Origin of the sequence: uncultured Tepidimonas sp., from assembly GCF_938045175.1 — a bacterium.
In the GTDB taxonomy this organism is placed as follows: Bacteria; Pseudomonadota; Gammaproteobacteria; order Burkholderiales; family Burkholderiaceae_C; genus Tepidimonas.
Genome location: NZ_CALIND010000123.1, coordinates 1 through 12,254, shown reverse-complemented (window position 1 = coordinate 12,254; position 12,254 = coordinate 1). Strand labels below are relative to the sequence as shown.

12 protein-coding genes are annotated in these 12,254 nt (G+C 64.5%); 7 read left to right on the top strand and 5 right to left on the bottom strand.

Features of this window, described 5'->3' with window-relative positions; genetic code table 11:
• Nucleotides 1-24: 24 nt before the first annotated feature.
• The 5 genes from Q0716_RS06460 to Q0716_RS06440 are packed head-to-tail and all read right to left on the bottom strand — an operon-like array spanning nt 25 to nt 2,848.
• Complete coding sequence (locus Q0716_RS06460; protein WP_299021056.1) at nt 25-807, bottom strand: peptidylprolyl isomerase; 783 nt, start codon at nt 805-807, stop codon at nt 25-27.
• A gap of 57 nt (nt 808-864) precedes the next feature.
• The gene (locus Q0716_RS06455) at nt 865-1,146 is read right to left on the bottom strand and encodes a BolA family protein (protein WP_299021053.1); all 282 of its coding nucleotides are present in this window, start codon (nt 1,144-1,146) and stop codon (nt 865-867) included.
• The gene (locus tag Q0716_RS06450; RefSeq protein ID WP_299021050.1) at nt 1,143-1,676 is read right to left on the bottom strand and encodes a septation protein A; all 534 of its coding nucleotides are present in this window, start codon (nt 1,674-1,676) and stop codon (nt 1,143-1,145) included. Before Q0716_RS06450 ends, Q0716_RS06455 begins: the two co-directional genes overlap by 4 nt.
• Nucleotides 1,677-1,701: 25 nt before the next feature.
• On the bottom strand, nt 1,702-2,121 hold the full coding sequence (gene msrB, locus Q0716_RS06445) for a peptide-methionine (R)-S-oxide reductase MsrB (protein ID WP_299021047.1): 420 nt from the start codon (nt 2,119-2,121) through the stop codon (nt 1,702-1,704).
• Nucleotides 2,122-2,167: 46 nt separating this feature from the next.
• Nucleotides 2,168-2,848, bottom strand: coding sequence for a Crp/Fnr family transcriptional regulator (locus tag Q0716_RS06440; RefSeq protein WP_299021045.1), 681 nt, complete (start codon nt 2,846-2,848; stop codon nt 2,168-2,170).
• A gap of 183 nt (nt 2,849-3,031) precedes the next feature.
• Here Q0716_RS06440 and Q0716_RS06435 point away from each other — a divergent pair, with 183 nt between their 5' ends.
• The 7 genes from Q0716_RS06435 to Q0716_RS06405 all read left to right on the top strand — a co-directional run.
• The gene (locus Q0716_RS06435; RefSeq protein ID WP_299021042.1) at nt 3,032-4,669 is read left to right on the top strand and encodes a 3-(methylthio)propionyl-CoA ligase; all 1,638 of its coding nucleotides are present in this window, start codon (nt 3,032-3,034) and stop codon (nt 4,667-4,669) included.
• A gap of 137 nt (nt 4,670-4,806) precedes the next feature.
• A complete protein-coding gene (locus tag Q0716_RS06430; protein WP_299021039.1) occupies nt 4,807-6,108 on the top strand; it encodes a branched-chain amino acid ABC transporter substrate-binding protein in 1,302 nt (433 codons plus the stop codon).
• A gap of 175 nt (nt 6,109-6,283) precedes the next feature.
• Complete coding sequence (locus Q0716_RS06425; protein WP_299021036.1) at nt 6,284-7,300, top strand: branched-chain amino acid ABC transporter permease; 1,017 nt, start codon at nt 6,284-6,286, stop codon at nt 7,298-7,300.
• Between the two features lie 22 nt (nt 7,301-7,322).
• A complete protein-coding gene (locus tag Q0716_RS06420; protein WP_299021102.1) occupies nt 7,323-8,615 on the top strand; it encodes a branched-chain amino acid ABC transporter permease in 1,293 nt (430 codons plus the stop codon).
• Between the two features lies 1 nt (nt 8,616).
• Entirely contained in the window at nt 8,617-9,426 is an 810-nt protein-coding gene (locus Q0716_RS06415; RefSeq protein ID WP_299021034.1) for an ABC transporter ATP-binding protein, read from the top strand.
• A gap of 34 nt (nt 9,427-9,460) precedes the next feature.
• A complete protein-coding gene (locus Q0716_RS06410; RefSeq protein WP_299021032.1) occupies nt 9,461-10,159 on the top strand; it encodes an ABC transporter ATP-binding protein in 699 nt (232 codons plus the stop codon).
• Nucleotides 10,160-10,281: 122 nt separating this feature from the next.
• On the top strand, nt 10,282-12,254 hold a 1,973-nt coding region (locus Q0716_RS06405; RefSeq protein WP_299021029.1), incomplete at its 3' end, for a 3-hydroxyacyl-CoA dehydrogenase NAD-binding domain-containing protein.

Here is a 12,254-nt window from a genome sequence, read left to right as displayed (position 1 = left end):
CCGGGTGCCCGCCCGGCCGATCGCTTACTGGATCTTGGCTTTCTTGCGCAGCTCTTCTTGGAACTGCGCGAGTTTTTGCTGCTGCAGCTGCTGCTCGATCTGAGGTTTGACGTCCTCGAACGGGGGTACTTGCGCGGCTCTCACGTCATCGACGCGGATGATGTGCCAGCCGAACTGGGTCTGCACCGGCTCGCGGGTCGTCTCGCCCTTGCCCAGCTTGGCCATCGCCTGACCAAACTCCGGCACGAACGCATCGGGCGTTGCCCAGTCCAGATCTCCACCCCGCTTGGCCGACCCCGGGTCCTTGGAGCGTTTGGCCGCCAGGTCCTCGAACTTGGCGCCCTTGGCCAGCTCGGCGAGCACCGCTTCAGCCGCTTCCTTGCTCTCGACCAAGATGTGGCGGACGCGGTACTCCTGCCCCATGGCTTGGGCAATGCGGTCATACTCGGCGCGCAGCTCCGCTTCGGTGACGGGATGGCGGCGTTGCTGGTCGGCAAACAGCTCGCGGATCAGGATGGTCTGGGTGGCCAGTTCGAGCTGGGCCTTGACCTCCGGCGACGCGCGCAGGCCGCGCCGCTCGGCTTCTTGCACGAAGATCTCACGCAGGATGGCCTCTTCGCGCAACTGTTGGCGCACGTTGTCGTCGATGGGGCGTCCCGAGCGGGCGACCTGCTGCTCGAGCGCCTTGAGGCGGGCCGAGGGGACGGGCTTGCCGTTGACGATGGCGAGATTTTGGGCGTGCGCTGGCAGGACCAGGCCAGCCGCCAGACACGCGGCGACGGCCACGCGCGACAACAGGATATTCATGGGAGGGATGTGTCCGAAAAAACCGAGGAGAAAGACGTTGCGTGTCGCCGGCTACCGTTACTCGTGCAGCACCTCGATGGCCAGCGCGTGCAAGCCGGCGTCGAACGCCGGTTGCAGTGCATCATACACAAGTCGGTGGGCGGTGACGCGGCTGCGGCCCTCCAGCGCCGGCGCGGCGATGCGCACGCGAAAGTGCGTGCCTTGTCCCCGACCATTCGCGCCCGCATGCCCGGCGTGGGCAGCGCTCTCGTCGATCACCTCCAGCCGCGTGGGCTGCAGCGCGTGGCGCAGCAGCTGCTCGATCGCCTGGGTCGTGGTCCCATCCGTGTCTGTCGTCATGGTGTGTCATCCTTCAGATGGCGCGCGACGTAGAACCCCTGCCCGACCAGGAACAGCACGGGGAAGATATAACCCCAGAGCTTGAAGTCCACCCAGGCATCGGTGGAGTAAAACGCCGCGACGTAGGCGTTGAGGGCGGCCATGAACAGGCAGTAGCCGATCCAAGCCTGCGTCAGCCGCGACCAAACGTGGGTCGGCAACTGCAGCTGGCTGCCCAGCAGCAGTTGCAGCACGTTCTTCTTCCAGCCCCACAGCGCGGCGGCCAGCGCCAGCGCAATGGCGCCGTACAACACGGTGGGCTTCCACTTGATGAAGCGATCGTCGTGTAGCAGCAGCGTGAGCGCGCCGAACACCAGCACCAGCAGCAGCGTGATTTTTTGCACCGCTTGCAGACGACGGTCGATGGCATAGATCAGGCCCATCTGCACCACCGTGGCGGCCATCAGCACGGCGGTGGCCGCGTAGATGCCCTGCCACTGGTAGGCGAGAAAGAAGAGGGCGATGGGGAAGAAGTCGATCAACAGGCGCATGCCCGGATTATCGGTGCAGCGCGCGTCATAGCGGGTGCCACTGCAGGGCCGCCGAATTCATGCAAAAACGCAAGCCCGTGGGCGGTGGCCCATCGTCGAACACGTGGCCCAGGTGCGCCCCACAGCCGGCGCACAGGGTTTCGGTGCGCACCATGCCGTGGCTGCGGTCGGTGCGCTCGACGATGGCGCCGGGGCGCGCCTGCCAGAAACTGGGCCAGCCGCAACCGGCGTCGAACTTGGTGTCGCTGTCGAACAGGTGCGCTCCACAGGCGATGCAGTGGTAGCGGCCAGGCTGCCACCACGATTCATAGCGTCCTGTGAAGGGCGGTTCGGTCGCAGCGCGGCGGGTGACGTCGAAGGCCAGGGGCTCGGCGTCGCCGCGTGCGATCTTTTCGGTGAGCAAGGCGCGCCACTCGGCATCGGATTTTTCGATCGGAAACGACATGGATGAATTGTTCAACGCGCGCGACACCCTTGTCGTGCACAGGGGTTCAGCGGCGGTTCAGCAGGGCTTGGAGTGCGTCGGGCTGTAACACCTCGATGCGGCTGAACTCGAGCGAGATCCAGCCCTTGGCTTCCAACGCCTTGAGCACACGGTTGACCGTCTGCCGCGACAAGCCGGTCAGGTGGCCGAAATCCTCCTGCGTCAGGGTGATCTTGCGCATCCCCGAGCCCAGGAACATGACCAGGTACTGCGCCACGCGCTCTTCGGGGGTGCGCAGCCGACCGGCTTCGATGGCCGTCATGGCTTGCCCCAGCCTCAGGTTCAGGCGCGCGATCAGGTAGTGGTTGAACGGTAGATGCGTTTGGTAGAGATGGTGAAAGTGCGCCAGCGGCAGGCCGATCAGCGTGGTGTCGCGCAAGGCCACCACGTCGTACCGCCACGGGCCGCCGTTGAGGACCGTGCCTTCGCCAAACCAGTCGCCGGCCGGGACACCCAGGAAGGCAGAGACACGGCCATCCCGCCCTTCGGTCTGCAGCTTGGCCATGCCGGACAACACCGCCCACCAGGCATCGACCGGTGTGCCCCGGCGGACCAGCAACTCGCCGCGGCTGGCGCGCTGCAACAGCATGTCGTTGATCAGGGTCTCGCGCAGGCTTGGGTCCATACTGCCGAACCAGGGCTGCTGGGACAAAAAGACACGCGCGGGCGTTCGGCTGTCGAGGGTCATGATCGACGCAAGTGGGACAAATGGGGCACGGTACCGGCTGTCGAGTGGGCGACAAATGGACCCGTGACCTCGGGTTTGTCAGGATGACGACGTTGGATGGGACTTGCCATAGTCGTAAGCTTAGCGGAGTCGGTCGTCGCGGACGGCCGTTTCCCATCCCATTCGAAAAGAGGAGTGCTCCCAATGCTGGGCCTGATGCAAGAACGACCCCTGCTGATTTCGGATTTGATCGAACACGCGGCACGCCACCACGGCGACGTGGAAATCGTCTCGCGGCGCGTGGAGGGCGACATCCATCGCACGACCTACGCGCAGGCGGCGGCGCGCGCGCGGCAACTGGCGCAGGCGCTCGACGCCATGGGGCTGGAGCAGGGCGAGCGCGTGGCCACGTTGGCGTGGAACGGCTACCGCCATTTCGAGATGTACTACGGGGTCAGCGGCTCGGGGCGCGTGCTGCACACGATCAACCCGCGGTTGTTGCCCGATCAGATTGCGTGGATCGTCAACCACGCCGAAGACCGCGTGCTGGCGTTCGATACGACTTTTTGGCCCATCATCAAAGCGATCCACGCCCATTGCCCGACCGTGCAGCGTTGGGTGGCGCTGTGCGACGACGAGCATCTGGCGCGACTCACCGCCGAGGGCAGCATTCCCAATCTGATCGGCTACGAGTCCTGGATCGCCGGGTATCCCACCCGCTACGATTGGCCGCGCTTTTCGGACGAGACGGCCAGCAGCATGTGCTACACCAGTGGCACCACCGGCAACCCCAAGGCTGCCCTGTACAGCCACAAGTCGACCATCCTGCACGCCTACGCGTCGGCACTACCGGACGTGATGTGCCTGAGCGCGCGCGATTGCGTGCTGCCGGTGGTGCCGATGTTTCACGTCAACGCGTGGGGCATCCCGTATTCGGCAGCGGCGGTCGGCTGCAAGCTGGTGTTTCCGGGCGCCCAGCTCGACGGCAAGTCGGTCTACGAGCTGCTGGATGCCGAACGGGTGACGTTCGCGGCCGGCGTGCCGACAGTGTGGCAGATGCTGCTGACCCACATGGGAGCCAACGGATTGAAGCTGCCGCACCTGCAGCGCACGGTCATCGGCGGCTCGGCCTGCCCGCCCGCGATGATCCAAGCGTTTCGGGAGCAGTACGGTGTGGAAGTGCTGCACGCCTGGGGCATGACCGAGCTCAGCCCGCTGGGCACGCTGTGCACGCTCAAGAACAAACACCTGTCGCTGCCCGAAGAGGAGCAAATGAAGATTCGTCTCAAGCAGGGGCGCGCGATTTTTGGCATCGACATGAAGATCGTCGATGCCGACGGTCGTGAACTGCCGTGGGACGGCAAGACCCAGGGCGACCTGTTGGTGCGCGGCCCCTGGGTCATCCGGGACTACTACCGCAGCGGCCAACCGAGCCCGTTGATCGACGGCTGGTTCCCGACCGGCGACGTCGCCACCATCGACCCGGACGGCTACATGCAGATCACCGACCGCAGCAAGGACGTCATCAAGTCTGGTGGCGAGTGGATCAGCTCGATCGACGTGGAAAACATCGCGATGGCGCACCCGGCGGTACTCATGGCCGCCTGCATTGGCGTCAAACACCCGAAGTGGGACGAGCGCCCGATCGTCGTCGTGGTCAAAAAACCCGGACACGACGTCACCCGCGAAGAGCTGCTCGCCTTCTACGAGGGCAAGCTCGCCAAATGGCAGATTCCCGATGACGTGGTGTTCGTGGACGCGATCCCGCTGGGCGCGACCGGCAAGATGCAGAAGATGAAGCTGCGCGAAATGCTGGCCGACTACCGGTTGCCAGGACTGTGAGTGCGCGCCGCTCGAGTGTCATCCAATGGACAGTCGCCTAGGTGATAAGTCTGCGGGGTTTCCCTGATCGCTGCGCTGCACCAGACCGCTAAGCTCAAAACCGTTCCCCCACCATGCCAACACAAGGAGACAAGCGCATGAAATTCGCCTTCAAAACCCTCGCGGTGGCCGCCATGTTCGGTGTGGCGCTGACCGGCCTCGCCCAGGCCCAGAGCGCCCGCCAAGCCAAGCGGGATCAGGCCGCGGCCGCGGGTGCGGCGCCGCTGGCGGGCCAGACCGTCAAGATCGCCTGGATCGACCCTCTGTCGGGGTTGATGGCGCCGGTGGGGTCGAACCAGGTCAAGAGCTTTCAGTTCTTTGCCGAGAAGTTCAGCGGCCCCAACAAGCACAACCCCGCCGGGGTCAAGTGGGAGGTGGTGCCCTTCGACAACAAGCTCAGCCCCGCCGAGAGCGTGACGGCCCTGCAGTCAGCCATCGACCAGGGCATCCGCTACATCACGCAGGGCAACGGGTCGTCGGTGGCTGGGGCCCTCATCGAAGCGGTGGCGCGCCACAACGCGCGCAACCCGGGCAAGGAAGTCGTCTTCCTCAACCACTCGGCGGTCGATCCGGATTTCACCAATAGCAAGTGCAACTACTGGCATTTCCGCTTCGACGCCGACACCTCGATGAAGATGGAGGCGCTGACCACCTTCATGAAGGATCAGCCCGACATCAAGAAGGTGTATCTGCTCAACCAGAACTACTCGCACGGTCATCAGGTGGCCAAGTACGCCAAAGAGCTGCTGGCGCGCAAACGCCCCGACATCCAAATCGTCGGCGAAGACCTGCATCCACTGGCGCAGGTGCGTGACTTTGCCCCCTACATCGCCAAGATCAAGGCCTCGGGGGCGGACACCGTCATCACCGGCAACTGGGGCTCAGATTTGGCGTTGCTGGTGAAGGCGGCCAACGAGGGGGGGTTCACGGGCAAGTTCTACACCTACTACGCGGGGGTGACGGGCACGCCGACCGCTCTCGGCCAAAGCGCCGAAGGCCGGGTGTACCAAGTCTCGTACAACCACTACAACATGGGCGGCGAGATGCAGCAGTGGCAAAACGAGTTCAAGCAGAAGTTCAATGCCGACTTCTACACGGGCTCGGTCATCCACATCTTCCGTGGCCTGTCCGAGGCGATGGCCAAGGCCAAGAGCACCGATCCGGTGCAAGTGGCCAAGGTGCTGGAGGGGCTCAAGTTCACCAGCTACAACGGTGAAGTCGAGATGCGCAAGACCGACCACCAGCTGCAACAGCCGCTGTACCTGACGCGCTGGCAAAAGGCGGACGCGAAGTTCCCGTACAGCGTGGAGAACACCGGCATGACGTTCGCGCTCGTGAAGGAGTTCCCGGCGTACATCGCCAGCACGCCCACCAGCTGCAACATGCAGCGCCCCAACTGACGGCGGCTTGGCCCGTGGCGCGGACCGTGCGCGCGGGTCGGGTCTGCGCCACCGTTTTCCGCCCCGCCCACTCGGGCCGGGCCCATCGATCGGTTGAATCGACGCCGCCGGTGGCCAGCTGCGCCTGGCCGTCCGGAGTGTCTGACCCCGATGATTCCCCACGACGCCCCTGATCATGGAATTCGTCCTCGTCTCTTTACTCAACGGTGTCAGCTACGGCTTGTTGCTGTTCATGCTCAGCTCCGGGCTGACCCTGATCTTTTCGATGATGGGCGTGCTCAACTTTGCCCACGCGAGCTTCTACATGCTGGGCGCGTATTTCGCCTACGCGTTGTCCGGCATCGTGGGCTTTTGGCCAGCGCTGCTGGTGGCGCCAGTGCTGGTGGGGCTGGCGGGCGCCCTGTTCGAGAAATACAGCCTGCGCAAGGTGCATAAGTTTGGCCACGTGCCGGAGCTGCTGATCACCTTTGGGCTGTCCTATGTGATCTTGGAGCTGGTGCAACTGGTCTGGGGCCGTACCGCGGTCAACTTCCGGCCGCCGGAGCTGCTGCAGGGGCCAGCGTTCACCCTCATCCATACCGCCGATGACCGCATGGCCTTCGTCTGGGGCCGAGCGGCAGCAGACCTGTGCCAGGCCGCGGCGTGCACGCCGTTTCCCGCGACGCGCGCCTTCATGATGGGTGTGGCGGTGGCCATGCTCGTGAGTTTGTGGCTGCTCATCACCCGCACCCGCGTGGGGCTGGTGATCCAAGCCGCCTTGACCCACCCCGAGATGGTGGAGGCGCTCGGGCACAACGTGCCGCGCGTCTTCATGATGGTGTTTGGCGTGGGCACCGGGCTGGCCGGTCTGGCCGGCGTGATCGGGGGCAGCACGTTCGTGACCGAACCGGCGATGGCGGCCACGCTCGGATCGCTGGTGTTTGCCGTGGTGGTGATCGGTGGCCTGGGGTCGCTGCCGGGCGCGTTTTTGGCGTCGCTGCTGATCGGCGTCATCCAGACGTTTGCGGTGGCGATGGATCACTCGATCGGGTCGCTGCTGCAGGGCATGGGGCTCGCGCTGTCGGATGCGATGCGCGACAAGGACTTCCTCAAGCTCACGCTGTCGCAGGTGGCGCCGGTGTTGCCGTACCTGTTTTTGGTGCTGATCCTGATATTCCGCCCCAAGGGCTTGCTGGGCACGCGCGACCAATGACTCAAACTTGAACGACCAGACCATGAGCAAGGCGTACTATCAGTTCACTCCCTACAACGTCGGGCGCTGGGTCGTCTGGACCCTGTTCGCGCTGGTGTTGTTGGTGGCGCCGCAACTGTTCACCAGCAACTTGTCCATCAGCATGCTGGCGCAGATGGGCATCGCCATCATCGCTTGCCTGTCGTACAACCTGTTGCTCGGGCAGGGGGGCATGTTGAGCTTCGGGCACGCGGTCTACAGCGGCCTGGGTTCTTACGTCGCGATCCACGCACTGCTGATGGTGGGACAGGGCACGCTGGCGGTGCCGGTGTCGTTGCTGCCCATGGTCGGCGGATTGGCGGGACTGTTCTTTGCCATGCTGTTTGGCTACGTCACGACGAAGAAGGCCGGCACCCCGTTTGCCATGATTACGCTTGGCGTGGGCGAGCTGGTGTTTGCGCTGTCGCTGATGTTTTCGGACTTCTTCGGTGGCGAGGCGGGCATCACCGCCAACCGGGTGGTGGGCGAGCCCGTGCTCGGCATCACGTATGGGCCAGCGGTGCAGGTGTATTACTTGATCGCGGTCTATACCTTCGTGTGCGTGGCGGCCATGTTCGCTTTCACGCGCACGCCGCTGGGGCGTATCCTCAACGCCGTGCGCGACAACCCGGAGCGCGTCGAGTTCATCGGCTACAACACGCAGGTCGTGCGCTATCTGGCGTTCATGATCTCGGGGTTTTTTGCCGGTATCGCCGGCGGTCTGGCGGCGATCCAGTTCGAAATCGTCACGGCCGAGGTGGTCGGCCCGCTGCGCTCGGGCGCGTATCTGCTGTTCACCTTCCTGGGCGGGGCGACGTTTTTCTTCGGGCCCATCATCGGTGGCGTGCTGATGGTGCTGGCGCTGGTGCTGCTGTCGGAGCTGACCAAGGCGTGGCTGCTGTACCTGGGGTTGGTGTTCATGTTCATGGTCATGTACGCGCCGGGTGGCATCGCCAGCCTGATCATGATGAACCTGCGCGTGGCGGCCTTCGGCCGGCTGCGCGAGCTGTGGGTGAGCTACTTGGCGCTGGGAGGGACGGGCTTGGTGGCGTTGCTGGGGGCGGGTGGCATCATCGAGATGATCTACCACCTGCAGCTCAACGCGGCGATCGGCCCGCAGGTTCAGTACCTGGGCGCTACGCTCGACACCGGATCGGCGCAGAGCTGGTTCGGCTCGGCGTTCGTGATGCTGACCGGCATTGGTCTGTTCGAGGTTGCGCGCCGGCGCTTCCGCGAGCACTGGAGCGACATCCAGGTCGATATCGAAAAGGAAATCAAGCGGCGGGAGATGGCCTGACATGTCCACCACACCCAACACTTCGGCATCGCACGACACCCCAGCGCTCGAATTGCGCGGTGTCTGCAAGCGCTTCGGCAAGACCGAGATCATCCGTGGTGTCGATCTGGCGGTGCGCGCGGGCGAGCGCGTCGCGGTCATCGGCCCCACTGGCGCGGGCAAATCGACCCTGTTCAACCTCATCAGTGGGCGCTTTGCGCCCACGAGCGGCGAGATCCTGCTCGGCGGGCGGCGCATCGACGGTAAAAAGCCATTCGAAATCAACCGGATGGGGTTGGCGCGCAGCTTTCAGATCACCAATATCTTCCCCAAGCTCAGCGTGTTCGAGAACCTGCGCTGTGGCGTGCTCTGGAGCCTGGGTTATCGCTACACGTTGTTCAAATTTCTGGCCGATCTGGACGACGCCAACGAGCGCACCGAGGACTTGCTCGAGCGCATCGGCTTGACCAAGAAACGCGACACCTTGGCCATGAATCTGACCTACGCCGAGCAGCGCGCGCTCGAGATCGGCATCACGATCGCGGGCGGGGCGCAGGTCATCCTGCTCGATGAGCCGACGGCGGGCATGAGCAAGAGCGAGACGCGGCGCTTCATCGAACTCATCCGCGAGGTGACGGAGGGCAAAACGCTGCTGACCGTCGAGCACGACATGGGGGTGGTGTTCGGCCTGGCGGATCGCATTGCCGTGGTGGTGTATGGCGAGGTGATCGCCTTCGACACCCCGGAGGCGGTCAAGGCCAACCCGCGTGTGCAGGAGGCGTATCTGGGCTCGGTGCTGGCCGAGCAGCAGGCGGCCGAAGCCGCGCATTGACGTTTCTCGTATCCCACCACATCTGCGCCACACCATGCTCGAGATCGACAACCTTCACGCCTTCTACGGCAAAAGCCACGTGCTGCACGGCGTGCATTTCCGGGTCGAACCCGGTCAGATTGTCGCGTTGCTGGGCCGCAACGGCTCCGGGCGCTCCACGACCGCCAAGGCCATCATGGGCTTGGTCGACGCCGAGGGCGACATCCGCTGGCAGGGACAGCGCATCACCGGGCTCAAGCCCTACGAGGTTGCGCACTTGGGGATCGGCTACGTGCCCGAGAGCCGCGACATCTTTCCGAAGCTCACCGTGCACCAGAACTTGATGCTGGGCCAGAAAAATCCCCGCAAATCCGGGCGCTGGAGCTTCGACGACATGTATGCGATGTTTCCGCGCCTCAAGGAGCGCCAGCACACCGAGGCGGGGGTGCTCTCGGGCGGGGAGCAGCAAATGCTGACGCTGTGCCGCTCGCTCATGGGCGACCCCGATCTCATCATCATCGACGAGCCGACCGAGGGGTTGGCGCCCAAGATCGTGGAGCTGGTGGCGCAGTATCTGCGTACCCTCAAAGCCAAGGGTGTCTCGGTGCTGTTGATCGAGCAAAAGCTCACCATCGCGCTGCAGATTTCCGACCGGGCGCTGGTCATGGGGCACGGCAGCATCGTTTTCGACGGCACGCCCGACGAGCTCAAAGCCAACCCCTATGTGCGGCGCGAGTGGCTGGAGGTGGGCTGAGCGCTACCGCGACAGACAAATACGCGACACCTGCCTATGGGCAATCGGCAGCGTGCACCCTAGAATCAAGACAAAATCGAACGATCGTTCACTTTTTTCGTCATCGTTTTGCAGGAGGCATCATGACCGCTCATTACCAGGTCCACGGTGACGTGGCCGTCATCACGCTCGACAACCCGCCCGTCAACGGGTTGGGCTTGTCGACCCGTCAGGCCGTGGCCCAGGGGCTGGATCGGGCCATCGACGATCCGGCCGTGCGCGCCATCGTGGTGACCGGCGCCGGCAAGGCCTTCTCTGGCGGGGCCGACATCAAGGAATTCGGTTCGCCCAAGGCCTACCAGGATCCGAACCTGCTCAGCCTCATCGGCGCGTTCGAACTTTCACCCAAGCCGGTGGTGGCCGCCATTCACAGCGTGTGCATGGGCGGTGGGCTGGAGCTGGCGTTGGGGGCGCATTACCGCATCGCCGCCCCCGGCACCAAAGTGGCGCTGCCCGAGGTCAAGCTGGGTCTGATTCCCGGGGCGGGGGGCACGCAACGCCTGCCGCGCGTCATTGGCGTGGAGGCCGCGCTCAACATGATCGTCAGTGGTGAGCCCGTGCCCAGCGAGCTGCTGGCCACCATTCCGGGGCAGAAGCTGTTCGACAAGTTGGCGGCATCGGCCGAGACCCTGCTGGACGAGGCGCTGGCGCTGGCGCGTGAGGTGGCGCAGCGCCACGCGGACGGCGCCCCGCTGCCACGGGTGCGCGACCTGCCGTGCCGGCATCCGCAGGCCGAGGCGTATTTCCAGTTCGCCCGCAATATGGTTGGCGCGCAGACCAAGCACTATCCCGCGCCGCTGAAGTGCATCGACGCCGTGCAGGCGGCCACCACGCGCCGCTTCGACGATGGCATGGCGTTCGAGCGCGAGACGTTCGTCAACCTGATGAACACGCCCGTCAGCATTGCGCTGCGCTACCTGTTCGTGGCCGAGCGCGCCGCGGGCAAGATTGCCGACGTGCCGGAGGACACCCCCCAGCGCGAGATCCGCCAGGTCGCCATCATCGGCGCTGGCACGATGGGCACTGGCATCGCGATCAACTTTCTCAACATCGGCCTGCCCGTCACGCTGCTGGAGACCCAGCAGGCGGCGCTGGAGCGCGGGGTGGCGAACATTCGGTCGGTGTACGAAGGGCAAGTGAAGAAAGGCAAGCTCAAGCCCGAGCAGATGGAGCAGCGCCTGGGCCTGCTGCGCACGACACTGTCGTACGACGACATCCGCGAGGCAGACTTGGTGATCGAGGCGGTTTTCGAGGATTTGGAAGTCAAGCGCCAGGTGTTCGAGCGGCTCGACGCCGTCATGAAGCCGGGGGCGATCCTCGCCACGAACACGTCGACGCTGGACGTCAACAAGATCGCGTCGTTTACGAAGCGGCCGCAAGACGTCATCGGCACGCACTTCTTCAGCCCGGCGCACGTGATGAAGCTGCTGGAGGTGGTGCGCGGTGAGGCCACCGCCAAGGACGTGCTGGCCACCATCATGGCCCTGGGCAAAAAGATCAAGAAGACCTGCGTCGTCTCGGGGGTGTGCGATGGCTTCATCGGCAACCGCATGATCGAGCAGTACAGCCGGCAGGCCGGTTTTCTGCTGGAGGAGGGTTGCACGCCCGAGCAGGTGGATCGCGCCATCGAGCGCTTTGGCTTCGCGATGGGGCCCTTCCGCATGGGCGACCTGGCCGGCAATGACGTGGGGTGGTACATCCGCAAGCGTCGCTATGTCGAGAAACCGCACCTGCGCTACAGCAAGATTGCCGACCGCCTGTGCGAGATGGGGCGCTTTGGCCAAAAGACCGGGGCGGGGTGGTATGACTACCAGCCGGGCAAGCGTGACGCGATACCCAGCTCCGTCGTCAATCAAATGATCGAGGACTTTCGCCGCGAACAGGGCATCACCCCGCGCCAGATCAGCGACGAGGAGATCGTGCAGCGCCTGGTGTTCGCGCTGGTCAACGAGGGTGCGCACATCCTGGAGGAGAAGATCGCGGCGCGCGCCAGTGACATCGACATGGTGTACCTGACCGGCTACGGTTTTCCGGCCTGGCGCGGCGGGCCGATGCA

What these genes read in the sequence shown, in the direction of transcription:
- Q0716_RS06430 (WP_299021039.1), top strand. Translation starts at nt 4,807, where the DNA reads ATGAAATTCGCCTTCAAAACCCTCGCGGTGGCCGCCATGTTCGGTGTG.
- Q0716_RS06410 (WP_299021032.1), top strand. Translation starts at nt 9,461, where the DNA reads ATGCTCGAGATCGACAACCTTCACGCCTTCTACGGCAAAAGCCACGTG.
- Q0716_RS06420 (WP_299021102.1), top strand. Translation starts at nt 7,323, where the DNA reads ATGAGCAAGGCGTACTATCAGTTCACTCCCTACAACGTCGGGCGCTGG.
- Q0716_RS06425 (WP_299021036.1), top strand. Translation starts at nt 6,284, where the DNA reads ATGGAATTCGTCCTCGTCTCTTTACTCAACGGTGTCAGCTACGGCTTG.
- Q0716_RS06450 (WP_299021050.1), bottom strand. Translation starts at nt 1,676, where the DNA reads ATGCGCCTGTTGATCGACTTCTTCCCCATCGCCCTCTTCTTTCTCGCC.
- Q0716_RS06435 (WP_299021042.1), top strand. Translation starts at nt 3,032, where the DNA reads ATGCTGGGCCTGATGCAAGAACGACCCCTGCTGATTTCGGATTTGATC.
- Q0716_RS06455 (WP_299021053.1), bottom strand. Translation starts at nt 1,146, where the DNA reads ATGACGACAGACACGGATGGGACCACGACCCAGGCGATCGAGCAGCTG.
- Q0716_RS06460 (WP_299021056.1), bottom strand. Translation starts at nt 807, where the DNA reads ATGAATATCCTGTTGTCGCGCGTGGCCGTCGCCGCGTGTCTGGCGGCT.
- Q0716_RS06415 (WP_299021034.1), top strand. Translation starts at nt 8,617, where the DNA reads ATGTCCACCACACCCAACACTTCGGCATCGCACGACACCCCAGCGCTC.
- Q0716_RS06440 (WP_299021045.1), bottom strand. Translation starts at nt 2,848, where the DNA reads ATGACCCTCGACAGCCGAACGCCCGCGCGTGTCTTTTTGTCCCAGCAG.
- msrB (WP_299021047.1), bottom strand. Translation starts at nt 2,121, where the DNA reads ATGTCGTTTCCGATCGAAAAATCCGATGCCGAGTGGCGCGCCTTGCTC.